Origin of the sequence: Haloarcula sp. JP-L23, from assembly GCF_011602445.1 — an archaeon.
GTDB classification, from domain to species: domain Archaea; phylum Halobacteriota; class Halobacteria; order Halobacteriales; family Haloarculaceae; genus Haloarcula; species Haloarcula pellucida.
The window spans coordinates 2011998-2037551 of the sequence record NZ_CP050014.1; the positions used below are offsets into that span (position 1 = coordinate 2011998).

27 protein-coding genes are annotated in these 25554 nt (G+C 64.7%); 14 read left to right on the top strand and 13 right to left on the bottom strand.

Going from position 1 to position 25554, the window contains the following annotated elements; translation table 11 throughout:
* Position 1: 1 nt before the first annotated feature.
* The gene (locus G9465_RS10390; RefSeq protein ID WP_166969661.1) at positions 2 to 2389 is read right to left on the bottom strand and encodes a DNA topoisomerase VI subunit B; all 2388 of its coding nucleotides are present in this window, start codon (positions 2387 to 2389) and stop codon (positions 2 to 4) included.
* A 180-nt stretch (positions 2390 to 2569) separates the two neighbouring features.
* On the opposite strand from G9465_RS10390, the gene gyrB reads away from it, so the two are divergent.
* From gyrB to G9465_RS10405, 3 genes are all read left to right on the top strand, one after another.
* Positions 2570 to 4498 carry a DNA topoisomerase (ATP-hydrolyzing) subunit B gene (gene gyrB, locus G9465_RS10395; RefSeq protein ID WP_166969663.1) on the top strand — a complete coding sequence of 643 codons (1929 nt, stop codon included), beginning with the start codon at positions 2570 to 2572 and terminating at the stop codon, positions 4496 to 4498.
* Complete coding sequence (gene gyrA, locus G9465_RS10400; protein WP_166969665.1) at positions 4495 to 6945, top strand: DNA gyrase subunit A; 2451 nt, start codon at positions 4495 to 4497, stop codon at positions 6943 to 6945. Before gyrB ends, gyrA begins: the two co-directional genes overlap by 4 nt.
* Before the next feature lie 113 nt (positions 6946 to 7058).
* Entirely contained in the window at positions 7059 to 7847 is a 789-nt protein-coding gene (locus tag G9465_RS10405; protein ID WP_166969667.1) for a glycerophosphodiester phosphodiesterase, read from the top strand.
* Here G9465_RS10405 and rocF read toward each other — a convergent pair.
* Positions 7844 to 8758, bottom strand: coding sequence for an arginase (rocF, locus tag G9465_RS10410; RefSeq protein WP_166969669.1), 915 nt, complete (start codon positions 8756 to 8758; stop codon positions 7844 to 7846). The genes G9465_RS10405 and rocF overlap by 4 nt on opposite strands.
* Before the next feature lie 75 nt (positions 8759 to 8833).
* Here rocF and G9465_RS10415 point away from each other — a divergent pair, with 75 nt between their 5' ends.
* The gene (locus tag G9465_RS10415; RefSeq protein WP_166969671.1) at positions 8834 to 10360 is read left to right on the top strand and encodes an ATP-binding protein; all 1527 of its coding nucleotides are present in this window, start codon (positions 8834 to 8836) and stop codon (positions 10358 to 10360) included.
* 18 nt (positions 10361 to 10378) lie between these two features.
* Here G9465_RS10415 and G9465_RS10420 read toward each other — a convergent pair whose 3' ends face one another.
* Positions 10379 to 11299: an NAD(P)-dependent oxidoreductase gene (locus G9465_RS10420; protein WP_166969673.1), complete on the bottom strand. Its 921-nt coding sequence runs from the start codon at positions 11297 to 11299 to the stop codon at positions 10379 to 10381.
* 136 nt (positions 11300 to 11435) lie between these two features.
* Here G9465_RS10420 and G9465_RS10425 point away from each other — a divergent pair, with 136 nt between their 5' ends.
* Together G9465_RS10425 and G9465_RS10430 are read left to right on the top strand one after the other, a co-directional pair.
* Entirely contained in the window at positions 11436 to 11969 is a 534-nt protein-coding gene (locus tag G9465_RS10425; RefSeq protein WP_166969675.1) for an Rrf2 family transcriptional regulator, read from the top strand.
* Between the two features lie 166 nt (positions 11970 to 12135).
* Positions 12136 to 13299: an NAD(P)/FAD-dependent oxidoreductase gene (locus G9465_RS10430; RefSeq protein ID WP_166969677.1), complete on the top strand. Its 1164-nt coding sequence runs from the start codon at positions 12136 to 12138 to the stop codon at positions 13297 to 13299.
* Between the two features lie 188 nt (positions 13300 to 13487).
* Here the strand turns inward: G9465_RS10430 and G9465_RS10435 are convergent, their stop codons facing one another.
* The 6 genes from G9465_RS10435 to G9465_RS10460 form a co-directional block, all read right to left on the bottom strand.
* On the bottom strand, positions 13488 to 14270 hold the full coding sequence (locus tag G9465_RS10435) for a class I SAM-dependent methyltransferase (protein ID WP_166969679.1): 783 nt from the start codon (positions 14268 to 14270) through the stop codon (positions 13488 to 13490).
* Between the two features lie 64 nt (positions 14271 to 14334).
* Complete coding sequence (locus G9465_RS10440; RefSeq protein WP_166969681.1) at positions 14335 to 15159, bottom strand: nucleoside phosphorylase; 825 nt, start codon at positions 15157 to 15159, stop codon at positions 14335 to 14337.
* On the bottom strand, positions 15156 to 15542 hold the full coding sequence (gene cdd / locus G9465_RS10445; protein WP_166969683.1) for a cytidine deaminase: 387 nt from the start codon (positions 15540 to 15542) through the stop codon (positions 15156 to 15158). The genes G9465_RS10440 and cdd overlap by 4 nt, the downstream gene beginning before the upstream one ends.
* A 45-nt stretch (positions 15543 to 15587) precedes the next feature.
* Entirely contained in the window at positions 15588 to 16949 is a 1362-nt protein-coding gene (locus G9465_RS10450; RefSeq protein WP_166969686.1) for a phosphomannomutase, read from the bottom strand.
* A 191-nt stretch (positions 16950 to 17140) separates the two neighbouring features.
* Positions 17141 to 17857, bottom strand: coding sequence for an archaeal proteasome endopeptidase complex subunit beta (gene psmB, locus G9465_RS10455; protein ID WP_166969688.1), 717 nt, complete (start codon positions 17855 to 17857; stop codon positions 17141 to 17143).
* Between the two features lie 86 nt (positions 17858 to 17943).
* Positions 17944 to 18114 (bottom strand): hypothetical protein, encoded by a 171-nt coding sequence (locus G9465_RS10460; RefSeq protein ID WP_166969690.1) that lies wholly within the window; start codon positions 18112 to 18114, stop codon positions 17944 to 17946.
* A gap of 275 nt (positions 18115 to 18389) precedes the next feature.
* Here G9465_RS10460 and G9465_RS10465 point away from each other — a divergent pair, with 275 nt between their 5' ends.
* The 3 genes from G9465_RS10465 to G9465_RS10475 all read left to right on the top strand — a co-directional run bounded on the left by G9465_RS10465 (position 18390) and on the right by G9465_RS10475 (position 19647).
* Positions 18390 to 18758 (top strand): DUF555 domain-containing protein, encoded by a 369-nt coding sequence (locus G9465_RS10465; RefSeq protein ID WP_166969692.1) that lies wholly within the window; start codon positions 18390 to 18392, stop codon positions 18756 to 18758.
* Between the two features lie 51 nt (positions 18759 to 18809).
* Positions 18810 to 19352, top strand: coding sequence for a CBS domain-containing protein (locus G9465_RS10470; protein ID WP_166969694.1), 543 nt, complete (start codon positions 18810 to 18812; stop codon positions 19350 to 19352).
* A 148-nt stretch (positions 19353 to 19500) separates the two neighbouring features.
* Entirely contained in the window at positions 19501 to 19647 is a 147-nt protein-coding gene (locus G9465_RS10475) for a hypothetical protein (protein ID WP_166969696.1), read from the top strand.
* Positions 19648 to 19651: 4 nt separating this feature from the next.
* On the opposite strand, the gene purM is transcribed toward G9465_RS10475, so the two are convergent.
* Genes purM through G9465_RS10490 form a run of 3 tightly spaced genes read right to left on the bottom strand, consistent with a single transcriptional unit; the run spans position 19652 to position 22868 of the window.
* Positions 19652 to 20665, bottom strand: coding sequence for a phosphoribosylformylglycinamidine cyclo-ligase (gene purM / locus G9465_RS10480; protein WP_166969698.1), 1014 nt, complete (start codon positions 20663 to 20665; stop codon positions 19652 to 19654).
* Positions 20666 to 20712: 47 nt separating this feature from the next.
* On the bottom strand, positions 20713 to 21345 hold the full coding sequence (locus tag G9465_RS10485) for a metalloprotease (protein WP_166969700.1): 633 nt from the start codon (positions 21343 to 21345) through the stop codon (positions 20713 to 20715).
* On the bottom strand, positions 21342 to 22868 hold the full coding sequence (locus G9465_RS10490) for a TraB/GumN family protein (RefSeq protein ID WP_166969702.1): 1527 nt from the start codon (positions 22866 to 22868) through the stop codon (positions 21342 to 21344). The genes G9465_RS10485 and G9465_RS10490 overlap by 4 nt, the downstream gene beginning before the upstream one ends.
* A 252-nt stretch (positions 22869 to 23120) precedes the next feature.
* Between G9465_RS10490 and G9465_RS10495 the strand changes: the two genes are divergently transcribed.
* The 3 genes from G9465_RS10495 to G9465_RS10505 are packed head-to-tail and all read left to right on the top strand — an operon-like array spanning position 23121 to position 24371.
* Positions 23121 to 23396, top strand: coding sequence for a PadR family transcriptional regulator (locus tag G9465_RS10495; RefSeq protein WP_166969704.1), 276 nt, complete (start codon positions 23121 to 23123; stop codon positions 23394 to 23396).
* A gap of 50 nt (positions 23397 to 23446) precedes the next feature.
* The gene (locus G9465_RS10500; RefSeq protein WP_166969706.1) at positions 23447 to 23884 is read left to right on the top strand and encodes an acyl-CoA thioesterase; all 438 of its coding nucleotides are present in this window, start codon (positions 23447 to 23449) and stop codon (positions 23882 to 23884) included.
* A gap of 31 nt (positions 23885 to 23915) precedes the next feature.
* Complete coding sequence (locus G9465_RS10505; protein ID WP_166969709.1) at positions 23916 to 24371, top strand: hypothetical protein; 456 nt, start codon at positions 23916 to 23918, stop codon at positions 24369 to 24371.
* Here G9465_RS10505 and G9465_RS10510 read toward each other — a convergent pair.
* Positions 24368 to 24919 carry a class I SAM-dependent methyltransferase gene (locus G9465_RS10510; RefSeq protein WP_166969711.1) on the bottom strand — a complete coding sequence of 184 codons (552 nt, stop codon included), beginning with the start codon at positions 24917 to 24919 and terminating at the stop codon, positions 24368 to 24370. The genes G9465_RS10505 and G9465_RS10510 overlap by 4 nt on opposite strands.
* Before the next feature lie 87 nt (positions 24920 to 25006).
* On the opposite strand from G9465_RS10510, the gene G9465_RS10515 reads away from it, so the two are divergent.
* Positions 25007 to 25186: an HEWD family protein gene (locus G9465_RS10515; protein ID WP_166969713.1), complete on the top strand. Its 180-nt coding sequence runs from the start codon at positions 25007 to 25009 to the stop codon at positions 25184 to 25186.
* 41 nt (positions 25187 to 25227) lie between these two features.
* Complete coding sequence (gene cutA / locus G9465_RS10520) at positions 25228 to 25545, top strand: divalent-cation tolerance protein CutA (RefSeq protein ID WP_166969715.1); 318 nt, start codon at positions 25228 to 25230, stop codon at positions 25543 to 25545.
* Positions 25546 to 25554 lie beyond the last annotated feature (9 nt).

A 25554-nucleotide genomic window follows, 5' to 3' on the forward strand; every position in this document is an offset into this window, starting at 1 on the left:
ATCAGGCGTCCACCGTCAGTTTCTCGTCCTCGACACCGTCGACGGAGACGGTGAATTCGGCGTCGTCTGCCACGCTGTACTCTAGGACCGATCGCTCGCCGGCCGCCACCGTCGGCGACCACTTCACGAACCACTCGCCGTCCATCTCGACCACCGTCGCGCCGTTGGTGACCTGCGGTTCGGCGGTGACGATGTCGGTCAGGTCGACGTCTGCGTTCGTATCGTCGTTGTTCTCGACGGCGAGTCGAACGGTGCCGTCCTCGACCTCTCGCTCGACGAGGACGTTGTTCATGATACGGGCCAGCGAGTCGTCGATGTCCAGTTCCTCGTTTGCGGTCACTTCGGTCAACTTCTCGGCCATCTCCGGGAGGATGGTCGCGAGTTTGTCCTGCTTCTCCCGGCGCTGTTGCAGCGAACGGCGCTTGTTGAGGTAGCTCTTGAGTTCGCGGGCGGCTTCCCGGATAGCGAGTTCTATCTCGTCTTCCATCTCGGGGACGTTCGCGATGGCGTCTTTGGACTCGCTCGTGAAGGGGACGTTCGTCGAGGCGACGTGGACCATGATGACCGCCGGCCCGTTCGGGATGCCAGAGCCGCCGGGCTGGTCCAGGTTGTAGTTGCGCCAGTTGATGGTCTTGACCACGTCCGTGGTCGCACAGGCCCCGCGCTGATAGACCAGCGGCACCCGGTTGGCAAAGCGCATCACGTCGACGCTCCCCTCGGCCGGGAGGTCGCCGCCGTAGGCGATGCCGGCCTCGACGATGAACGGGTCGCCGCCGTGGACCGACGCATCGCGCGTGGAGGCCGCATAGAAGTCCGCGTCGAACTCCTTGCGCAGGCCCTCCTCGACCAGTTCCGCACCGATAGGAGCCAGACAGTCCGTCGGCGGCGCGATGATGTCCGTCTCGCGCATCGCCTCCAGCAGTCGGCTGGCGGTGTCCCGGTCGTCGGCGACTTCGGAGACGTTCGGTGGGTCGTCCGGAATCGGGACTGCCGCGTTCCACAGTTCGTCGACGACGTTCTCGCGGGCCGTCTCGCCGAAGGTGGCGTCGTCGTGGTCTTCGGTCATATCAGCGGCGCGGTCGACGTACGCACGGAACTCGTCCCGGGTGAGTCGGTGGTGACCGTCGTCGAATTTATCTGCGAGTCTGCTCGCCAGTCCCTCGACGGCCGCGTCGTCTTTTCTGACGGTGGTCGCGGCGTCGACCAGTTCGTAGAGGTCACTGGACCGCTCGGCGGTGACGCAGTGCCACGCGGCCTCGACGGCGTTCTCCCGGACCGTCGACCCGAACGTCGTGTCGTGGTTCGCCTCGACCGTCTCGGCAGCCTCGTCGACGATAGCCGCTATCTCGTGATGGGCGACGCGGTCACGGTCGTGGATGGCCTCGTTGACGGCGGCGGCGAACTCGGCCGTCGCGGTGGCGTCCTTGTTGGCGACGGCGTCCTCGACGGCCGTCTCGACGTCCGCGTCCTCCTGCAGTTGTGGGGGCTTCCACGCCATCCCACGGCCGAAGTGCCGGTCGTTGAAGTTGGCGATGATGCTGTCTGCGGTCTTCCCGCCGACGCGGGTGAACTCTTCCTGCACGAAGCCGGAGATAGAGTACGAATCGGTGGCTTCGAGCATCTTCAGGAGCGTCCCGAGTTCGACGCCGTGGGGGTGCGGGCGAATCTCCTCCGTCTCGTCGGGGAGTTCCGCGCCCTCGACGCGTTCGAACTTCAGCGGTTCGTCGAGACCGGGTTCGTCGAACTCGATGCGGGCGTGCGGATTGACGACGGCCGTGTCCTGGATGTAGTCGTGGAGGCTGTTGCGTGCGCGCATGTTGGCCTCCATCTCCAGTTCGATGCGTGTCCCGTGTGGACGCTCCCACGAGGTGGTCTCGTCGACGCTGATTTCGGGTTCGTTGGTGTCGGTGTCGACGATGAGTTCGAAGTACTGGGCGTCTGCCTGCCCTTTCGGTCGAGACGTGATCTTCGCGGGCTTCCCGGAGGTGAGCTGAGAGTAGAGAACGGCGGCGGAGATACCGATACCCTGCTGCCCGCGGTTCTGCTCGCGTGCGTGGAACCGAGAGCCGTACAGTAGCTTCCCGAAAATCTTCGGCAACTGCTCTTTCGTGATACCGGGTCCGTTGTCCTCTACGACGAGGCGGTAGTAGTCACCGGCCTCCTGTATCTCGACGTAAATGTCAGGCTTGATACCGGCCTCCTCGCAGGCGTCGAGCGCGTTGTCGACCGCTTCCTTGACGGCGGTGACGAGCGCTCGGGCCTCCGAGTCGAAGCCCAGCATGTGCTTGTTCTTCTCGAAGAACTCGGCGATGGAGATGGCCCGCTGTGATTCGGCCAACTCCTCGGCGATGCCCTCGCCTTCACCGAGTCGCGACTGATACGAGGTCATGTCGTGCGGTAGGTACCGCCGTCGGGGTTAAAAGGTAATCGCCACCACGGTGAAAGTGGAGCAGCGCGAGAGCGCGTTTCGACCCCGGTGGTAGGGATGGATTAAACGTGTTACGGCCGGCGCGCACACGCGCGTGCGGGAGTTTTATGAAGGGTGGCCTGCTAGGGTGAATCAATTCCTATGTCAGGAGAGTCTGATGAGTACGGCGCAAAGTCTATCCAGACCTTAGAAGGGCTGGAGGCCGTACGCAAACGGCCTGCGATGTACATCGGGTCGACCGATGCCCGAGGTCTCCACCATCTCGTCTACGAGGTCGTCGACAACGCTATCGACGAGGCCCTCGCGGGCTACTGTGACACCATCGAGGTAACGATACACGACGACGGGTCCGTCTCTGTCAGCGACGACGGACGCGGTATCCCCGTCGACGAACACGAAGAGCACGGCCGCCCGGCCGTCGAAGTCGTGATGACCATCCTCCACGCGGGCGGGAAGTTCGACAACAAGTCCTATCAAGTCTCCGGCGGCCTCCACGGCGTCGGTGTGAGCGTCGTCAACGCCCTCTCGAAGTGGCTGGAAGTCGACGTCAAGCGCGACGGCGCGCTGTGGCGACAGCGCTTCGACCACGGCGAACCCGAGTACGAACTGAAACGCGTCCGTGACCTCGAACCCGACGAGGAGACCGGAACGACGGTCCGGTTCTGGCCCGACGACGACATCTTCGAGACGGGCGAATTCACCTTCTCCACGCTCGAATCCCGTCTCCGCGAACTCGCCTTCCTCAACTCCGGTGTCGCCATCACTATCGTCGACGAACGCGACGGGAACGAGGAGACCTTCGAGTACCAGGGCGGAATCAAGGAGTTCGTCGAGTTCCTCAACGAGACGAAAGACCCGCTTCATCGGGACGTCGTCTACTTCGAGGACGAGGAGGAGATAGCCGACGGCGTCGTGCAGGTCGAGATCGCGATGCAAGGGACCGCGGACCTGCAAGGCTCGATTCACGCTTTCGCGAACAACATCAATACTCGCGAGGGCGGGAGCCACCTTACCGGGTTCAAAACGTCGCTGACGCGCGTGGTCAACGACTACGCCACGGACAACAATCTGCTGAAAGATCTAGACGACACGCTGAAAGGCGACGACATCCGCGAGGGCCTCACGGCGGTCATCTCCGTGAAACACCCGGACCCGCAGTTCGAGGGCCAGACGAAGACGAAACTCGGCAACAGCGAGGTCCGCGGCATCGTCGAGTCGGCCATGCACGACGGCCTCTCGACCTTTTTCGAGGAGAACCCCGACACCGCCGAGGCCATCATCGGAAAGGCCGTCGAGGCGGCAAAGGCCCGCAAAGCCGCGAAGAAGGCCGAGGAACTCACGCGTCGGAAGTCCGCGCTGGACTCGACGGCCTTACCCGGAAAGCTGGCCGACTGCCAGACGCGGGACCCTGAGGAGGCCGAACTGTTCGTCGTGGAGGGCGACTCCGCCGGCGGCAGTGCCAAACAGGGACGGAATCCCGAGTTCCAGGCCATCCTCCCCATCAAAGGGAAGATTCTGAACGTCGAGAAACACCGTCTCGACCGCATTCTGGAGAACGACGAGATTCGGAACCTCATCACGGCGCTGGGTACCGGCATCGGCGACGAGTTCGACATCGAGGACCTCCGTTACGAGAAGATAATCATGATGACGGACGCCGACGTCGACGGCGCCCACATCCGCACCCTCTTGCTGACGCTCCTCTATCGGCACATGAAGCCGCTCATCGAAGCGGGCTACGTCTATGCCTCTCAACCGCCGCTGTATCGCATCCGCTACCGGGGTGAGACGTACGACGCGATGACCGAGGAGGAACGGGACCGCATCGTCGAGGAGAAATGCGACGGCAACCCGACGCAAGTCCAGCGGTTCAAAGGTCTCGGGGAGATGAACCCCGAACAGCTATGGGAGACGACGATGGACCCGGAGCACCGAATCCTGAAGCAGATAACTATCGAAGACGCGGCGGCCGCCGACCGGATGTTCAACATCCTGATGGGCGACGCCGTCGAGCCACGGAAGGAGTTCATCAAGGAACACTCGCCTGAAGCGGAGTGGGTCGACATATGAGTTCAGACGTATCCGACGACGCCAACGCGCCGGCAGAGCAGATCAAACACGTCCGTATCGAAGACGAGATGGAGCAGTCCTACATCGACTACGCGATGTCGGTCATCGCGGGTCGGGCGCTCCCGGACGTCCGCGACGGTCTGAAACCCGTCCACCGACGCATCCTCTATGCGATGCACGAGATGGGCGTCTCCTCCGGCTCTAGCCACCGGAAGTCCTCGTCCATCGTCGGCGAGACGATGGGTGACTACCACCCCCACGGTGACAGCGCCATCTACGACACGCTCGTCCGGATGGCACAGGACTTCTCGATGCGCTATCCCCTCGTCGACGGGCAGGGCAACTTCGGGTCGATGGACGGCGACCCGGCCGCGGCGATGCGATACACGGAGGCCCGCATGGCCCCCATCGCCGAGGAACTGCTCGCAGACATCGAGAAAGACACCGTCGACTTCTCCAGCAACTACGACGACCGACTACAGGAACCGGACGTCCTCCCGGCGAAAGTGCCGAGTCTGCTGCTCAACGGCTCTTCGGGTATCGCCGTCGGGATGTCGACCAACATCCCGCCGCACAACCTCGGCGAACTCGTCGACGCGACGGTCCACCTCATCGACAACCCCGACTGCACCGTCGAGGACCTGATGGAACACGTCAAGGGGCCGGACTTCCCGACCGGCGGGAACATCGTCGGCCGCGACGCCATCTACTCGGCGTACACGACCGGCCGAGGCCGACTGCGAGTCCGCGCCGAGTACGAAGTCGACCGCGAGGCGGGCCGAATCGTCATCAGCGAACTCCCCTACCAGGAGAACAAGGCCCGCGTCGTCGAGCGTATCGCCGACGACGTCAACGAGGGGAAGATAGAGGGCATCTCTGACCTGCGCGACGAATCGGACCGCAACGGCGTCCGCATCGTGGTCGAACTCAAACGCGGCGCGAACGTCGACGTCGTCGAGAACCGACTGCTGGACCACCACCTCGAATCCACCTTCGGCGTCATCAACCTCTCGCTGGTCGACGGCCAACCGAAGGTCCTCTCCCTGAAGGAGACGCTCGAATACTACGTCGAACACCGCCGCGAGGTCGTTCGCCGACGCTCCGAACACGACCTCGAAGAGGCCGAGGACCGCGCCCACATCCTCGAAGGGCGTCTGAAAGCGCTGGAGAACGTCGAGAACGTGGTCGAACTCATCCGCAACAGCGAGGACCGGGACGCCGCCCGCGCTGGCCTGCAGGAGTCGTTCGACTTCTCGGAGGCGCAGGCGGCCCACATCGTCCGGATGCAACTGGGCTCGCTCACCTCGATGGAGTCGGCCGAGATAGAGGCCGAGTACGAGGAGGTCCAAGAGACCATCGAGTACCTCGAAGCCGTCCTCGCGAGTTCGGAGAAACTCGACGGCGTCATCAAAGACGAACTCCGCGAGATCAAAGACGAGTACGACGACGACCGACGGACCAGCATCATCGAGGACGAAGGGCAGGTCACCCACGAGGACCTCATCCCCGAGGAAGACTGCGTCGTCGTCGTCACGGAGGACGACTACATCAAGCGGATGCCCGTCGAGCAGTTCGACCCGCAAAACCGCGGCGGGAAGGGCATCATCGGGGCCGACCCCAAGGAGGGCGACCGCGTCTCGAAGGTGTTCAGAGCCAACAGCCACGACTACCTGCTCTGTTTCACCAATCAGGGACAGGTCTACCGCCTGAAGACCTACGAGGTGCCCGAGATGTCCCGCACCGCCCGCGGGAAATCGGCCATCAACCTCCTCTCGCTGGACGACGGCGAGGAGATTACTGCCGTCGTCTCGACCGACGAGTTCGAGGCCGACGAGTGCATCACGATGGTCACCCGGAACGGCTACGTGAAGCGGACCTGCTGTGACCAGTTCGAGAACATCCTCTCGACGGGTATCCGGGCCGCGAAACTCGAAGCGGGCGACGAACTCGTCGACGTGGACGTCACCGACGGCACCGGTGACCTCGTCATCGCCACCGAGCAGGGGATGACCATCCGCTTCGACGAGAACGAGGTCAGCGAGATGGGGCGCTCGGCCCGCGGCGTCCACGGCATCAAACTACAGGACGACGACCGCGTCGCCGCGATGGTCGCGACGACGGACGACGACGACCGGTCGTTGCTGACAGTCACCAAGAACGGCTACGGCAAACGGACGCCACTGACGGAGTACCGGCCGCAGTCCCGCTACGGACAGGGCCTCATCGACATCAAGACCGACGACCGTAACGGCCCGGTGTCGACGGCCAAGGCGGTCCGCGACGACGACCACCTCGTCATCATGTCCGAGAACGGTCAGATAATGCGTATCCGCGCCGGCGACGTCTCGCAGGTCGGCCGGAACACGAAAGGTGTCACCATCATGGACGTCGAGGGTGCCGACAGCGTGGCGAGTGTCACCGTCGTCCCAGCGGTGACAGACGAGTAGTCGGCCCGCGGGCGTCCCGAGCGACTTTTTCGACCCCCACACTTTCACGGTCGGTGGACGAGAACGACGACCATGCGACAGCACGGAGACCAGTATCCTGACGGAGCGACACCGTGACGACTCCGACCGTCGTCGCTCATCGCGGCTTCGCCGGGCAGAATCCGGAGAACACCGTCGCAGCGGTGCGGGCGGCCGCCGAGAGTGGCGTCGACGCCGTCGAGATAGACGTCCAACCGACGGCCGACGGCGAGGTGGTCGTCTTCCACGACCGGCGACTCGACGGCCGAGGCGAGAGTCGCGGCATCACGGACGGCGAGGGTGTCGTCTGGAAGCAGTCGACGGACGTCGTCACCACCGCGCGGGTTCTCGGAACCGAGGAGCGAGTGCCGTTACTGGAGACAGCGCTGGCCGCAGTCCCGGACCACGTCACCGTCAACGTCGAACTGAAGAACCCCGGCAGCGACGCGGTTCGGCCGGGACAGGCGCTCAACAGCGAGGAGCGAGAACGGGCCAAGCAGCGCTGGCTCCCGTTCGTCGAGTCGGTGTGTCGAGTCGTCGACCAGTTCCAGAACGACGTCGTCTACTCGTCGTTTTACGAGGGGGCCCTCGCGACCGCGGCAGAGCAGGCACCCGATGCTTCCGTGGCCGTCCTCGTCGCACCGGAGTGTGTCGACGCCGGCGTGACGGTCGCCCGGCGCTACGACGTCGACGGGGTCAACGTCCCGGTATCGACGCTCAGCGAGGACGGTAGCGAGCGGTTGGTCGCCACCGCTGCCGACGTCGACGCACCGCTTTACTGCTGGACCGTCTGCGACTGGCAGGACGCCCGTCGAGCGCTCGATTGCGGCGCGGACGGTATCATCGCCGACTACGCCAACCTCGATACCTTCGTGCGCACCTAGAGGACGACTTTCCCGAAGGCGCTCCCGGCCAGTTCGCAGGCGAGTTCCGCCGTTCGATTGTGGTCATCGAGGATCGGATTGACCTCGACCATCTCCATCGAGCGCAACTGGTCGCGTCGTTCCGCGACGTACTCCATCGCGATGTGGGCCTCGCGGTAGGAGACCCCGCCCCGAACCGGCGTTCCGACGCCCGGCGCTTCCGTCGGGTCTAGCCAGTCGAGGTCCAGCGAGACGTGGATGGCGTCGGTCCCGTCCGTGGCGATGTCGATCGCTTCGTCGACTACTGTCGGGACGCTTCTTGCGTCGATGTCCGACATCGTGTAGGCGGTCACGTCGCTCTCGTTGATGAGTTCGCGCTCCTCGTCGTCGACGTCGCGCAGCCCGACCAACACGACGTTCTCCTCACTGACCGCGGGCGTGTGCGCCCACGGTTCGTCCCCGAACGATCCCTTCCCGAGGATGCCGGCGAGGGACATCCCGTGGATGTTGCCACTCGGCGTCGTCTGCGGCGTATTGAAATCACCGTGGGCGTCGAACCAGACGATTCCCAGCGACTCGTCGGGGTCGGCGGCGCCGGCGACGGTCCCGATGGCGATGGAGTGGTCGCCACCGAGGACGAGCGGAAATTCGCCGTCGTCGATAGTCCCTCGGACGGCGGTCCGGACGTCCTCACAGACCTCTCTGGTCTCCCGGCGGAACTTCGCCCGCCCGCCGCTTGGCTCGTCGGCGTCGGGGTCGCGCTCCTCGGGCCGTGGGACTGCGAGGTCGCCGCTGTCGATGCAGGACATTCCCAGCTTCTCGAATTGGTCCGCCAGACCGCCGTATCTGATCGCCGACGGGCCCATATCGACGCCCCGCCGGTCCGCCCCGAGGTCCATCGGGACCCCGAGCACACGAACTGTTCTGTCCATACAGGCCGTTGTCGGTCCAGCGAATAAAGGACAGGGGCACGGTTAAGTTACCATCACGACAAATCGTACCCGTCAATGGGGCACGACGAAAGCGCTGCGACTTCCCACGTTCTCTATCTGGGTGCCGTCGAGTCCCGCACCAACACCGTGGAACGGGAACTCGAATCGCGAGCGGACGTGACCGTCTACGCCACCACGTCGACCGAGGACGCACTCGAACGGCTGGCGTGGCCCGACATCGACTGTCTGGTCGTCGCTCACCGAACCGACCAGTTCGACGGTATCGAGGCCGCTGAACGGGTCTGTGAGACCCATCCCTGTCTCCCCGTGATTTTGTTTGCGAGTCCCGACAGCGAGTCGGCGGCCACACGTGCGGTCGGAACCGCCGTCGACGAGTTCGTCGTCCACGAGGGTCCCGGGGCCTTCGACACCCTGGCGACTGTGATATCGGACCTGAGCTTCGACGACGACATCGGCGACGTACACACGGCGGACCCCGAGGGACCGTTCGTCGCGAACGTCGACGCGGCGACAGTCGACCGGTTGCGCCGAGACGGTATCGACCGTGGCCGGCTAGAGGAACTTCTCCACAAGAGCAGGCTGTTCGACTCGATTTTCGACTCCATCCCCGTCCACCTCTACGTCAAAGACGAACAGGCCCGCCACCGGTACGTCAGTGCCGGCTACTTCGAAGACACACTGGACGAGTTCCTCGGCAAGACGGACCCCGAAATCGGCATGGTAGCCAATCGTCACGCACGGCGGGCCTACGTCGAGGATATGCACGTCATCGAGGAGGACGAGTCGGTCATCGACAAGGTCGAGTACCTCCCGATGCTCGACCAGTGGAACCTCACGTCGAAGGTGCCGTGGCGAGGTCCGGACGGCGACGTGGTCGGCCTCATCGGTGTCACGCGCGACATATCCGAACGGAAGGCGCGCCAAGAACAGGTCAGACGGCAGAACGAACGGTTGCGTCGCTTTGCTAACATGGTGAGCCACGACCTGCGAAACCCGCTCCAGTTGGCGCTGTTGCGCCTCGAACTCGCCCGAGACGCCGACGACTTCGAGGCGGTCGCCGAGAACCTCGACAGCATCGAGCGTGCCCTCGAACGAATCGACGAACTCATCGACGACGTGCTGACTCTCGCCAGACAGGGGGCGCAGGTCGTGACGATGTCGCCCGTCGATTTAGACGACGTCGTGAACGTGACGTGGTCGTCGGTCGACGCACCCGATGCGACCGTCGAACGCGACGGCGCACTCGGGACGATACTCGGTGACGAGAGCCGCCTCAGACAGTTGATGGCCAACGTCTTTAGAAACGCCATCGAACACGGCGGCGCGTCGGTCACCGTTCGGGTCGGCCCCCTGACCAGCGCCACCGGGTTCTACGTCGAGGACGACGGGCCCGGGTTTCCGGATGCCGGCGGCGACGACCTGTTCGATGCCGGGTACACCACGTCTTCGGACGGGACGGGGTTCGGACTCTCTATCGTCCGCGAGATCGCAGCGGCCCACGACTGGATGGTGTCGGCCACGAACGGGACGGACGGCGGCGCCCGCATCGAATTCACCGGCGTCGAGCGCCCGGACTCGTAGCGGTCGGAGTGTCGGTGCCTACTCGTACTGTGCACAGACGAGTTCGACGCCCTCGTCGAAGGAGATCTCCGGTTCCCACCCCGTCGCCGCTCGCATCTTCGAGGCGTCGGCACAGGTGTCGTGGACGAAGACGTCCTCGGGAATCGGGTTCTCCTCGTACACCGGCTCGACGTCGGTCCCCAACGCCTCGTTGAGTTGCTCGACGAGATGGGTGATACTGTACTGCTCGCCGGTCCCGAGGTTGTAGACGCCGGTGAGTTCGTGGTCGGCGGCCAGTTCGAGGCCGCGCACGACGTCGTCGACGTGGGTGAAATCACGCGTGTGGCTGCCATCGCCCCAGATGACCGGTCGTCGCCCGTTGGCGATGTCGTCGGCGAACTGGGCGATGAGGTTCGCGTACTCGCCTTTGTGCTCCTCGGCGCCCTCTTCCATGCCCTGATACACCGAGAAAAAGCGCATACCGGCCATCGACATGTCGTAGTGGTTGTGGAAGTACTCGGCGTACGCCTCCCGGGCGAGTTTCGACGCCTCGTACCCGCTGTTCGCGGTCACGTCCATGTCCTCGGGCGACGGTTCCGTTCGGTCGCCGTAGATAGAAGAGGTCGAGGCATAGACGACGGTATCACACCCGTCGTCACGGGCTTGTTCGACGACGTTGACGAACCCTTCGACGTTGATGCGGGCGCCGTGGGTCGGGTCGTCTTCGTGCATCGCGTACGAGGACAACGCTGCGAGGTGGAACACCACGTCGACGTCTGTCGGCAGGTCGTCTTCGAGGACGCTCCGGTCGACGTACTCGACCGCGTCGTCGACGTTTTCCTCGGTGCCGAGATAGCCGTCGTCGAGCGCGACGACGTCGTTGTCGGCCGCGAGCGCGTTCGCGAGATTCGACCCGATGAACCCGCCGCCGCCGGTCACGAGAACACGTTGTCCGTCCATACCTTTGGCAGGCCCACCAACCAGTAAATGGGTGTCGTTTTATTCTTCTCAGTAGTGAACAAAAATTCGGGGACGAGGGCCGGGAACGGTACGCAGCACCGTCGCTTTTAAGAACGGCTGTACCGAACGACCTATTATGTCTTCAATCGAGCTGACACCCAGTCAGAAAAATATTCTGCAGGAACTCGTAAACCTGTACAGGGAGAGCGAGAGCGCAGTCAAAGGTGAAGATATCGCAGAGAAGGTCGACCGCAACCCCGGTACCATCCGGAACCAGATGCAGAGCCTGAAGGCCCTGCAACTGGTCGAGGGCGTCCCCGGACCGAAGGGCGGCTACAAGCCGACCGCGACGGCCTACGACGCGCTCCAGATTCAGGACATGGACCAGGCCGCCGAGGTGCCCCTTCGGCACAACGGCGACCTCGTCGAGCACGCGAACGTCGAGGAGATCGACCTAACCAGTGTCCACCACCCCGAGGAGTGTCGCGCCGAGATTCAGCTTCAGGGGTCGCTCTCGGAGTTCCACGAGGGCGACTCGGTCACCGTCGGCCCGACGCCGCTCTCGAAACTCCAGATTATCGGGACACTCGAGGGCAAAGACGACACGAACAACAAACTCATCCTCGCTATCGACGACATGCGAGCCCCGGCCGGCGAACCCGAGCACTGACTCGGCAGCCGGTTCTTTTTACGGTCCTCTCTGTCTGTCGGCGTTTCCCGACTACCCCGTAAGCAGCGGCCCTCCCGATGGGTCATCAGAGATTGATTACTGAACCGACCAGTTCTCTGACGGCGATTTCGTAGCCTTTGTATCACCCGGTCCCCGACTCGCCAGTATGAGCGACAAGGTCGTCGTACTCGGTGCGGGATATGCCGGTGCAGGCGCCATCAAGAGCCTCGAAGACGAACTGAACGGTGAAGCCGACGTCACCTGGATCTCCGACACGGACTACCACCTCGTCTTGCACGAGTCCCACCGGTGCATCCGGGACCCGTCCGTTCAGGAGAAGATCGCCATCCCGATCCACGAGATCAAGCAGCCGACGACCAACTTCCTTCAGGATACCGTCGTCGACATCGACACCGAGGACCGACTCGTCGAACTCGAATCCGGCGACGACGTCGAGTACGACTACCTCCTCGTCGGCTTGGGCTCTCAGACGGCTTTCTTCGGTATCGACGGCCTCGAAGAGTACGCCCACACCCTAAAGAGCTTAGACGACGCGCTGGGCATCCACGACGCGATTCAGCAGGCCGCCCGTGACGCCTCCCAGAGCGACCCGGCACAGGTCATCGTCGGCGGTGCCGGCCTCTCTGGCATCCAGACGGCCGGCGAAATCGCCGAGTTCCGCGACAACCACCGCGCCCCCATCGACATCCACCTCGTCGAAGGCCTCGACGAGATTTTCCCCGGCAACGACCCCGAACTACAGGGTGCCCTGCGTAAGCGTCTGGAAGACGCCGACGTGAACATCCTGACCGGCGACTTCATCGGCGAAGTCGACGAGGAGACGGTGTACATCGGCGACGACGAGGAACTCGACTACGACACTCTCATCTGGACCGGCGGTATCACCGGTCGCGACTGCGTGCGCGACGTCGACTTAGAGAAAGACGAGCGCAACCACCGCATCCACTCCGAGGGCGACTTCCAGACCGAGGACGAGCGCGTCTTCGCCATCGGCGACTGCGCCCTCATCGACCAGCCGGGCGAACAGCCCGCCCCGCCGACGGCACAGGCCGCGTGGCAGGCCGCCGAGGTCGCCGGGCAGAACCTGGCCCGTGCGGTCCGCGGCCAGCCCCTCAAGACGTGGACCCACAAGGACAAGGGGACCGTCATCTCCGTCGGCGAGGAAGCCGTCGCCCACGACGTGATGGGCATGCCCATCGACACCTTCGGTGGCTTCCCGGCGAAGATGCTGAAGAAGGGCATCGCCGCCCGCTGGATCGCCGACGTCACTGGCATCGGTCGCGCCGCGAAGGCGTGGCCGGACATGTGAGACCACCTTTTTCGGCGTCAGGTTCGCGCTTCGCACGAACCGCTCCTTGAAAAACGTGGGCGAAAAAGGCGGCCACTCACTCCGTTCGTGGCCGTGAACCGGCGGCGTCGCCGTCGGATGCTCTCTACCGGGCCTGCCCTTCCCCGTCGTCGCGGCACGGAGGCCGCTCCCGGCCCACCGCCGGTGACTCAGCCCGCGACGGCCCAGAACCCGAGCGTCCGCGGGACTTTCGCTTGCAGTTCCGGCGACGTACTGCCGCCGGGGTCCTCGTCGTAGTCGTCGGGGTCGTCGCTTCGCGAGGCTTCGTACACCTCTTTCACCGTGAACCCGGCGTCGACGAGCGCACCGTGGAGGTCACCGACCGTTCGGTCGAACACGACGATGTCGTCGTGGAGTACGTCGTCGTGCTTGTCGCGTCGAGGACCGGTGACGTGGTAGCTCCGTTCGAGGGTCAGCGTCTCGGGGTCGAACAGTTCGTGAAACGGGTGGGGCACGTCGAAGGTGAGAACGCCTCCGTCCCGGAGCAGACGGTGTGCCTCTGTGAGCGCCGCGTCGAGGTCTTCGACCATGAAGTAGACGAACCCCGAGTACGCCACGTCGAACGCGCCGTCGGCGAGCGGTACGTCCGTCACGTCGCCCGTGACGAACCGAGCGTCGACGCCGTACAGGTTTCGGAGGCGAACCGCGTGGCGGAGTTGCTCGATGGAGAAGTCGACACCGACGGCCGTCTCGACGCCTTCGCGGGCGACGCCGACCGTTCCCTGTCCACCCCCACAGCCCAGTTCGACGAACGCCGTGTCTTCGCGAGCAGGCAACCGGTCGGCCTGCCAGTCCGCCATCGACGCTGGATCGGGCAACGGCGAGTACACCGGTGGAAGCCCACCCTCGGCAGTAGCCGCGTTCCACAGCGCCTGATGATCGTCGCTCCACGCGTCCCACAGTTTCCGGTTCTCCCGGTCCGAATTCCCCATACGGGTCGTACCAGCGGGCTCGAAAATGAGCGTTCGGGTAGCGTGCGAACGCGTACCAGCGGGGCTACCGCTCGATAGAGAGACCGGCGTGCCACTGGTCGACACCCGCTTCTTCGACGGCCTCGTCCATCCGTTCGAGGTAGGTGACGGCACGACTCGCACACTTTGTCGCTTTGCGCTCGCCTTCGGTTCGGAACTCCCCCGTCTCGCGGTTGGCGTAGACCGTACAGACCGCGCCGGCCCGGAGGCCGTAGATGCTGGCGAGTGTGAGGATGCTCGCCGCCTCCATCTCGAAGTTGACGACGCCGGCCTGCCGGAGTTCGTCGAGTTTGGCGTCGCTGTCGCGGGCCTCGAAGCCGTCGAACCCGGGGCGTGACTGGCCGGCGTAGAAGCTGTCGGTCGAGCAGGTGACGCCGAGGTGGTAGTCGTAGCCCAGTTCCTCGGCGGCGGCGACCAGCGCCGAGACGACGCGGTGGTCGGCGCTCGCGGGGTAGTCCTCGCGGACGTACTCCTTGCTCGTTCCCTCCTGTCTGACGGCGCCCGTGGTGATGACCAAATCCCCGACGCTGGCCTCCGGTTGGATGCTCCCGCAGGACCCGACCCGAAGCAGGGTGTCGACGCCGACGCGGGCCAACTCCTCGACGGCGATGGCCGCCGACGGCGACCCGATGCCGGTCGAGGTCACGGAGATGGGTGTCCCGTCGTGCGTTCCGGTCGCGGTCCGGTACTCCCGGTGCTCGCCGGTCACCTCGTAGTCGTCCCAGTCGGCGACGACCTTCTCGACGCGTTCCGGGTTGCCCGGTAAGAGCACGCTGTCTGCCACGTCGTCGGGACCGACGGCGAGGTGGTACTGCTCGTCGTCGTTCGGGTCCTCGCTGTCGCCCGTCATCTGTCGAGGTGGCCCGGGGTAATCGTCGTCGGGAGCAGTTCACCCAACGTGTACTCCGCCCCCGCCTCGCCGTCGGTGTAGATAGGAAGGTCGTCGTCACAGAACTCCGCGAGCGTCTGTCGGCACATCCCGCAGGGGGTCACGCCGTCGCGCTTGTCCGAGGAGACGGCGAGACGGACGAACTCGCGGTGGCCGTCCCTGACCGCCGACCCGATAGCCACCTCCTCGGCGTGGAGGCTGTTGCTGTAGTTCGCGTTCTCGATGTTACACCCGGTGTAGACGGTGCCGTCTACCGTCTCGATGGCGGCGCCGACGCGGTACTCCGAGTACGGGGCGTAGGAGGCCTCGACCGCCTCTCGCGCTGCGTCCATCAGGTCGTCCATACCGACGGGTCGAGTGGCCACGGCAAATAGGCACCGGCGGCGTGGTCACTCCGCCGACACGGCATCGACGGCCGACGTGACGACGTCCCGAACCTCGTCGACGAGCGTGTCGACGTCGTCGCTCTCGGCGTAGATGCGGACGTACGGTTCGGTACCGCTCGGGCGAACGAGCGTCCACGAGTCGTCGGGGAAAGTGAGGCGGACGCCGTACTCCGTCGACACCTCGGCGTCCGGGAAGGCGTCGGGCAGCGTCTGGCCCAGCGTCGCCATCGCTTCGGCCTTTCGTTCGTCGGGGTACTCCACGCTGACCTTTCGGTACGGGCGCTCGGTGACTGTTGCTCTGCGCTCCGTGAGGCTCTCGGCGGCGAACAATCGAGTGAGCACGGCCGCGCTGGCGACGCCGTCTATCCACCCGCTGAACGCGGTGTGGATGTGCTTCCAGGGCTCCGCCGCGAAGACGACGGCCGTCTCCTCGTCGCCGGCCGCCCGCTCTCGTGCGACGCCTTCGTGGAGTGCACCGAGGTGGACTCGCTCGACGCGGCCGCCAGCGTCCGCGACGCGTTCGTCGATGCGGCCCGACGCGTTCGGCGTGGTGACCACGACGGGGTCGGCAGCCGCCGAGGCCCGCGTGTAGTGTTCGGCCAGTATCGCCAGGATTGTGTCCTCGTGGACCACGTCGCCGTCGCCGTCGACGACGACGATGCGGTCGGCGTCCCCGTCGTGACCGATGCCGAACGCGGCGTCCGTCGCGCCGACGAACGACCGGAAGTTCGCGAGTGACTCCGGCGTCGGTTTGCTCTCGCGGCCGGGGAAGTAGCCGTCGACGTTGGCCTCCGTCGCGACCACGTTCGCACCGAGTTCCCGGAGCACCTGTGGCGTCGCGACGCCCGCCATCCCGTTGCCACAGTCCACGGCGACGGTCAGTCCGTCGGGCGCCGCTCCGTGGCCGCGAGCGTACTCGGCTACGGCGGTTCGGTACTCCGGCAGGACGTCGGCCGCTGTCGACTGCCCCCACTCGCCCCACTGAGCAGCGCTCTCCGCCGCGTCGACCCGGCGTTCGATAGCGCCCTCCGCGTCGCCGTCGTACTCCTCGCCGTCGTCGAACAGTTTGATACCGTTGTCGCTCGGCGGGTTGTGGCTCGCGGTCACCATCACTCCCCGGCGGCCTCGCGACGCGTAGGCCAGCGCCGGCGTCGGGACCGCCCCGATACGGACCACGTCTGCACCAGCACTCGCCAGTCCCGACGCGAGTGCGTCGGCGAGCGCCGGTGAACTCACCCGTCCATCGTGTCCGAGGGCGAACTCGTCGGCGTCTCGCCCCGCGGCCCGGCCCACCGCGAGGGCGAGTTCGGGCGTCACTCGCTCGACGACGTCACCTCGGATTCCGGCGGTCCCGAACAGCTCCATATCGGTCACTGGTCCGGTCCGTGTATAGTTCTCCCGCTCTCACGGCGAGTAGAGCGGTGGCGCACACCCACTGCGAGTGGCGACGCGGAGAGAAGGCGTGTGGCGGTGAACAAGTATCCGAGCGAACGGCGCGAGCGATGGGCACCCGCAGGTCGCTCCGCGACCGAAGACGCCCGCGTCACAAACCGGTACTATAGCAGGTCGCCGAAGTCGTAGCCCTGAATGTCGACGCCCTCGCTGGTCACGTCGGCGAGGAAGATGCCGTTGCCGGAGCCAGTGTCGCGCTCTGCGGCGGCCTTAATGGACGCGGCGGCCACTTCGCGGGCTTCCTCGTTGGTCATGTCGTCCTCGTAACGGTCTTCGAGCGTCCCGTAGGCGACGGTGAGGCCCGATCCGGTGACGGTGTAGTCGTCTTTCATGACGCCACCGGCGGGGTCGATAGAGTAGACGTGGTGGCCGTCGTCGTCGACGCCGCCGAGGATGGGGTTGATAGCGAAGAACGGACCGCCGCGGGCGAAGTTACCCGCGAGCGTCGAGAGCGCCTGCATGCTCATGTCCTCGCCACGGCGGGCCTCGTAGAGGTTGACTTCGGCACGGAGCGACCGGATGAACGACTGAGCGCCGCCGACGCTGCCGACGAGAGTGAGCGCGGCGTTGGGGTGAATCTGTTCTACCTTCTGGACGTTCTTGTTGGAGACGAAGCGGCCGCCGAGGGACGCGCGCATGTCCGTCGCGATGACGACGCCTTCGCTCGTCGAGATGCCGATGGTAGTCGTCCCCGTCTTGTTGACCTTCTCCTCGTCCTGCCCGGACTGCTGGGGCAAGGACCCGACCTCCGGTTCGTAGGGGTCGGTCTGGAACTCGTCTGCCGTCGGGGGGCGTGAGAAGTCGGGAGTCGTGTCTCTCATTACCGCCCGATACCACTCCGGCGCTGATAAAACCTCTTTTTGTGGTGAGGCTGACCGCCTCCGAGGGCCACCGTCACCGAGTACGCTTACGCGCTCGCCCGTTCGTACGCGTCGTTGAGCCCCTCCACGGCCCGGTCAATCGGGAGGCTGAGTCCGACCCGTTCGGTAACCATCGCGACCGGTAGCAGCAGGATGCCGGCTATCAGCGCGAGTTGATACAGTGCGAGCAGCGTTGCGGTGTACAGTCGGGATTCCATCGTCCCTCGCCAAATGGCAGGTAGCAGCCGATATATAACTCTTCGGACCAGCTCACCAGAGTGTCGTATCGTTCGTGACAGACCGATGGGCCGCAGTATGGCGATTAAAGCCAACTTGTACGAGAAGCAACTATATGTGAGCGAATCGACCGGTCGACCGTAACAGGTGCGTTGGAACGACTCGACGTTCGCATAACTTATCGCGATAGTAACGGTGAGGTGCGCGCCGAGTGCGAACCAAAACTACCGAATAGTCGGGTCGCCTGAGTACGTGTATGAACTACCTCGTTGCGATGGAAGCAGCCTGGCTGGTCCGTGACGTAGACGACATCGACGACGCCATCGGCGTCGCGGTGAGCGAAGCAGGAAAGCGCCTCAACGAGGCAGAGATGGACTACGTCGAGGTGGAGGTGGGTGCGACTGGCTGTCCCGCCTGCGGCGAACCGTTCGACTCGGCGTTCATCGCCGCAGACACCGCGCTCGTGGGTCTGGTGCTTGAGATGGACGTGTTCAACGCCGAGTCCATGGAGCACGCCCAGCGCATCGCGAAGAGCGAAATCGGTGGCGCGCTCCGTGACGTCCCGCTGAAGGTCATCGAAGTGTTCGAGACCGAGGAAGGCGACGAGAGCGAGGCCGAGGCCTGATCGGGTCGGAGAGGCGGTGGCTTTTTGTATAACCTCTAGTTATAGCAGTGCATGGAGTTACCGACGCCCGAGGACTTGCGGGAACGGCGCAACGAACTGGAGTTGACCCAGAGCGAACTCGCCGAACGAGCGGACGTCTCGCAACCGCTCATCGCACGCATCGAAGGCGAAGACGTCGACCCGCGACTGTCGACCCTGCGGCGCATCGTCAACGCACTCGACGAGGCCGAAGGCGGCATCGTCAGAGCGCGTGACGTGATGAACTCGCCGGTCGTCAGCGTCGAACCCGACGACTCCGTCCACGAGAGCAAGCAATTGATGGACGAGAAGGGGTACTCGCAGGTGCCGGTGATCCGCGACGGGTCTCCGCAAGGCCTCATCGGCAACTCCGACATCCGCCAGCGACCCGAGGAGAACGTCGGCGACCTCCCCGTCGCCGAGGTGATGCACGAGTCTATCGCCACCGTCGAACCCGACGCCACTATCGACGAGGTAGACGCCTACCTCAATCACAACGCCGCCGTGATGGTCGTCGAAGACGGCGAGACGGTCGGTGTCATCACGGAAGCCGATATCGCCCGTACGGTTAGCTGATGACTGACGAGTCGGCCGCGTTTTGCTCTCCATCGCGGCCCTGAAACCCCGTCTGGAAACATTATACGGAGCCTAAGAACGGTGTACGTCGGTAAAACGGTCGTACCATTATATGTCTATGCTGGCTGCACTCACGAGCAACACACCCATGGAACCAACGCAGGACGCCCTCGATTCGCATCTCGAAGCGGCGCTCGAAGCGGCCGACGACGACACTACTCGGTACCACCTCCGACAAGCGCTCCAGTTACGCATCGCAGAGAAAGAGACGGATTCCGACCGTATCTCGGTCTAAGTAGTCACTCGCTCAGTTCCAGTCCGCGTACCGCGACGACGCCGTCGCCGTCGCCGTCCTCGACGTGGCCGATGACCCGCGCGTCCTCGGAGGCGTCGACGACCGCTTCGGCGTCGCTCTCCGGCAGTGCCGCGACGAACCCGGTACCCATGTTGAACGTCCGGTGCATCTCCTCGTCGCCGACGTTCCCCTCCTCCTGTACGAACTCGAAGACCGCTTGCGGGTCGAACGGGTCCGTAATCTCGAAGTGCAGGTCGCCCATCCGCGTGAGGTTGGTCCAGCCACCGCCGGTGACGTGGGCCGCCGCGTGCGTCTCTGCGTCCCGAAGCGGACCCAGTACCTCGCTGTAGATGCGCGTCGGCGTCAGCAGTTCCTCTGCGATGGTCACCTCCGGGTTCGGCGGGAACGCGTCGGTGTACTCGTGGTTTCGCGTCACGGCCTCGCGTGCCAGCGTGAGGCCGTTGGAGTGGATACCAGAGGATGGCCACCCGACGATGACGTCGCCGACCTCGGCTTCGCCGGGGAAGACGGCGTCTTTCGGTGCGAGACCGGCACAGGTGCCGGCGATGTCCAGCCCTTTGATGACGTCTGGCATCACCGCCGTCTCGCCGCCGACGAGGGCGACGCCTGCCCGTTTCGCTCCCTCTCGGAGGCCCGCGCCGATCTCCTCGCTGGTCTCCTCGTCGGGGTTCTCGACGGCGAGGTAGTCGACGAACGCCACCGGTTCGACGCCGGCCGCAAGCAGGTCGTTCGCGTTCATCGCCATGCAGTCGATGCCGATAGTGGAGTAGTCGCCGATGGCCTCGGCGACGAGCAGTTTCGTCCCGACCCCATCAGTCGCCAGTGCGAGGTACTGGTCGCCGATGTCGACGAGGCCGGCGTAGTCGCCCTCGAACTCGCCGGCGGCACCGATGAGCGCCTTCGTCGCGGCCTCGCTCGCGTCGATGTCGACGCCCGTCTCGGCGTAGGTCAGTCCCTCGCTCTCCGAATCGTCGCCCTCGCTCGCGTCGTCGGTCATATCCGAGAGGGTGCGTGGGTCGGGCAAAAGACCATCGTTCCCCGCTTTCAGAGGAGGACGAGTGCACCGACGCCGAGTAGCACCGACGGGATGGCAACCGCAAAGAAGACGACGTTGCTCCACGCGCGGACTTTCCGTCCGTCGAGCGGTCCGAACGGGAGCATGTTGAACCCTGCGAGCAGGAGATTGATCTGGAGGCCGCGGCGGGCGATTTCCCAGACGATACCCCCGGTGTACCCGAGGAGGGCGACGGCAAACGGCACCACAAACACGACGGCGAGAAGGATGTTCGTCACCGGTCCAGCCAAGGCGATGAGGCCGTTCTCTCGCTTCGAGATGCGACCACGGTGGACGACGGCACCGGGTGCCGCAAAGAGGAATCCGACGAGGGCACCGACGATAGCGAACCCGAGCATCCGGTAGTCGGCTTTGAACGCCGCGACCTGTCCGAACCTGACTGCGACGACCTTGTGGGCGAGTTCGTGCAGGAGGAAGCCGACGCCGACGGTCAACAGGGAGACGACGAGCGTCTGGGCGACGGCCGAGAGGGTCAGTCCGCCCACCTGCCCGAGCAGTGCGGACCGTAACTCGCGTTCTAAGAGGAGCGTGAAGGCCACCCCGAGCGCGAGCCACGCTATCAGGAGGTCCTGCACCTCGTCCCGACTGAACGTGAGGTTCATACCACGAGCCCCCAGACGAGGTCGGCGCTGTTCTGTGCGCCCTCGACCATCTTCGAGACGACCCAGGCCACGTCGCGGTCCTGCGTAGCCAGATACGGCAACGCCACGACGGGGAACGCGAAACTCGCTATCATACTCCCGACGTTGGTCATGGCGACGATGAGGATGAGTCGGAACAGCGGGACGGCCCGCAGGCGCTTGACGAGGTCCAGAATCGGTGCCTCCTCGTCGGCGAGTATCTCGTTGAGTTTACCGATGTCGCCGACGTTGACCGTGATGTAGCGTAACTCGACGTACCCGGCGAACCACCCGGGCGCTAAGAGCGGGTTGACGCTGGTCATCCACGCGATGCCGCCGCCGACGAGCGAACTGCTCCAGTGGGCGCCCGCGAGTCGAGCGAGGCCCGCGGCGGCGATGCCGTTCATGAGGAACCACGCGGCGAAGACCTGCAGGAGGAAGGTATCGCGCACGCCCGCCATCGCCAGCAACACGAAGAAGGCCAGAAAGCCCAGCGTGATGAGGTAGCCGACGAGTTTGTACAGCGAGAACCGACTGCCGGTCTCTTTCCCGGTGAGGGAGTCGAGCGGCGGGAGTTCCTCGGGGTGTTCGAGGTAGCGCTCGATGCCGGCCCGATGGCCCGCGCCGACGACGGCCACCACGTCGTAGCCCGCCTCACGGAGGCCGACCAGACGGTGGGCGATGTAGGCGTCTCGCTCGTCGATGAGCGCCTCCGCGCCGCCGGGGGAGAACCGACGAAACTCCTCCATCATCGCGCCGACGACGTCGGTGTCGGTCAGTTCTTCCAGATCGAACGCCTCGACGTCCTCGCCGCCGGCCCTGATTCGGGTCAGCAACGCCGCAATCGGCAACCCGACGAGTGACGTGACGACGACGCCGACGAGGACTGCGTCCAGTACGCCCACGACGGTGCCACCGATGGCCCCGGCGAGGATGCCGGCGGGGACGATGAACGGGCCGCCGAGCGTCGTCGCGAGGACGGCACCGAGCAAGCCGAAGACGGACCCGACGGTGAAGCCGACGGTGAGTGGCGGCCCGAGTTCGGCCAACAGGCTCCCGACGAGCGTGAGTTTCTCGCGGAGCGTCAGCCGGGCCCAGAACCGCTGGACGGTGGTCTGGATGTCTCGGTCGACCAGTGCGACCCCCAAACCCAGTTCCTCGGCGGTGTCGATAGCCGCTTTCATGTCCGCCCCGGGTTCGATGTCGAATCGCTCGCCGAGACGCGTCTGCACGTACGACAGCATCCAGTAGGCGAGAAACTGGAAGACGGTGTTCCCACGGAGGAGGTCGCTCGCGTCGAGGTCGTCGGGCGTCTCGCCCTTCATCTGCTGGTAGCGGCCTTCGTCCAGTTCGACGGCCACCATGTCCGGCCGTCGTTCCGCTATCGTCGACTGGACCTCTTCGACGCTGTGTTCGGAGACGTGCGCCGTCCCGACGACGGTGACGGATCCGTCACCGGACTGGTCCGGCGGGTCGTCCCCCGCCGACGCCGCGTGTTCGGTCATCACCCGCGTTACACAGTCGCTTCCTTTACCCTTGTCGGGTCACCGAGGGTACCGCACGACCGGGGCCATCGAATGTAGCTGTAGAAACAGATACGCAAACGATACATCTCAGCTATCTATGGGGTCTTTGTTAACTTACGACGGCATCTTGGGTGTAAATACCCGACACAAAGAACTTACTTGATAGTAATCTACTCACTCTTTAATCAGCAATAATGATACGTCTCGGGTCCGACTAAACTATCGGGAAACATGCACGACTTGACTGGGTTTCAGCGCGACTTGCTGTACGTGATTGCAGGACTGGACGAACCGCACGGCCTCGCGATCAAAGACGAACTCGAAGACTACTACGAGAGCGAGGTCAACCACGGCCGACTCTACCCCAACCTCGATACGCTCGTAGAGAAGGGGCTCGTAGAGAAGGGCGAACGCGACCGACGGACGAACTTCTATACACTGACACGCCGTGGCCAGCGCGAACTCGACGCCCGACAGGACTGGGAGTCGCAGTACGTCACGGCCTGAGAACTGGTGAACGCCGGTACACTGAACTGACTGGGCAGGGGACAGTTCGTATGGTCGACCTTCTAGAGACGCGTCTGGAGAACCGCTGGATGGTCCAGCCGAACCACGCCAACCACCTCGGCACCACGCACGGCGGGAACGTGCTGAAGTGGATGGACGAACTGGGGGCGATGGCCGCGATGCGCTTCGCCGGCGAGAGCTGTGTCACCGCCCGTATGGACCAAGTCAACTTCAAGCGGCCGATTCCAGTCGGTGACACGGCCGTCGTCGAAGCGTACGTCTACGACGCCGGAACGACGAGTATCAAGGCTCGTCTGAAAGCGGCCCGTGAGAACCCTCGGACCGGCGAACGCGAACCGACGACGGAGTCGTACTCGGTCTACGTCGCCGTCGACGACGACGGCGACCCACGTCCCGTTCCCGACTTGACGGTGGACTCAGAGCGCGGTCGGGAGCTACGGTCGGCCGCCCTCGACGGCGAGCGTTGACGTTTATCCCCCTCCGTGTCGAAGACGGCCTATGGCACTGGACGTACCAGTCCCCGACCGCCCGGCGCTCTCCGGTTCGATGGACACGGCGGACTACGAGGACGTGGAGGTACAGGGAGACGAGTACCGGCGTGACGAACTGGCAGAGGTACTGGACGAGGGAGCGTGGGCCGACGCGTTCGAACGCTGGGCGGTCGACACCTCGCTGGACGAATCGGCCTGGGACATCGTCACGGACCTCGACCTGATAGCGGAGTTCGACTTCTTCTGGGACTCCTTTGCGGGCCGTGTCGGCTATCACGCCCCGGGCCTACCCGAGAACTGGCGCGAGCGAGAGGTTCATCCGGACATCGAATCGTGGGAGACGGTGTCGTCTATCAATGCGGGACTCACGGAACTCGGACAGGTCGTCTGTGACGTCATCAAAGACGAGTACGTCGACTGGGAACCCGACGAGGTCGACGCCGGCGACCTCCCGGACTTCTAGATCGACCCTTCGAGGACGAACGTCTCGCGACGGTCCTCGGAACGGTGGATCTCGATACCGACGGCCTCGCACATCTCGGCGGCGTCGGCCGCGGCGTACCGTTCGTCGACCGGGGGGCCGTCCGCACCGGCCCCGGCCCGCGTCCAGTCTGCGAACCCGACCCGGCCGCCGGGTGCAAGCACGTCTGCCACGGCCTCCATCGCGGCCGGCGTCGCGAACTCGTGGAACGTCATCGTCGAGACGACGGCGTCGACCGGTCCTTCGACCGGCATCGACTCGACGTCACCGGTGACCGGGACCACGTTGTCGGGCATCCCTTTCTCGCGGTACAGGTCGTGCATCTCCTCTTGAACGTCCAGCGCGTACACTGTCCCCGCGGCGGCGGCCACGTCGTCCGTGTAGAACCCGGTCCCGCTCCCGAGGTCCACGACCACGTCGTCGGGACCGGGGTCGAACAGCGCGAGTAACTCGTCGACGGAGACGTACTCGTAGCGACTCGGGTCTTCGAGTTCCTCGGCACGGTCGACGTCGAAGGTGTGGAATCCCATCTGGTCGTAGTAGTAGACCGAGCGTCAAAACACTCACCCCCGTACGGGACCGGCACGCTGATAACCGCTCACGTACATCCCTCGGGTATGGTAGCTATCGTCTCGCCCAGCGAACGGGAGTGTGAACGCTGTGGCCGACGTGACGTATGGGACGAGGACATGAACACCTGGCGCATCAGCGTCGAAGACGGCGAAAAGCGCTCGGGCAATCCCCACTGCCTCCACGAGTGGGACATCAACGGCACGTTCAATCCGCTCGCGGAGTAACCGACCGAACGTTCTTCCCGGCGGCGACAATCCGTGAGTGTATGCCGACTGCGTTCATCACTGCACCGCCAGACGCCGCGAGTGACCTCGCCAGAACACTGGTCGACGACGGCCTCGCGGCCTGTGTCAACCGAGTCGACTGTACGTCTGTCTACCGATGGGACGGTGACGTACACGAAGACGACGAGGTGATACTGCTTGCGAAGACGACCGACGCGCGATATGCCGCGCTCGCCGACCGCGTCGACGAACTCCACCCGTACGAGGTGCCGTGTATCGAACGATTCGACGAGACGGCGGTGACCGAAAACTTCGGTGACTGGCGCGCTGACGCCGTCGGTTCGGACGGGGCGGAGTGAGAACGCGGA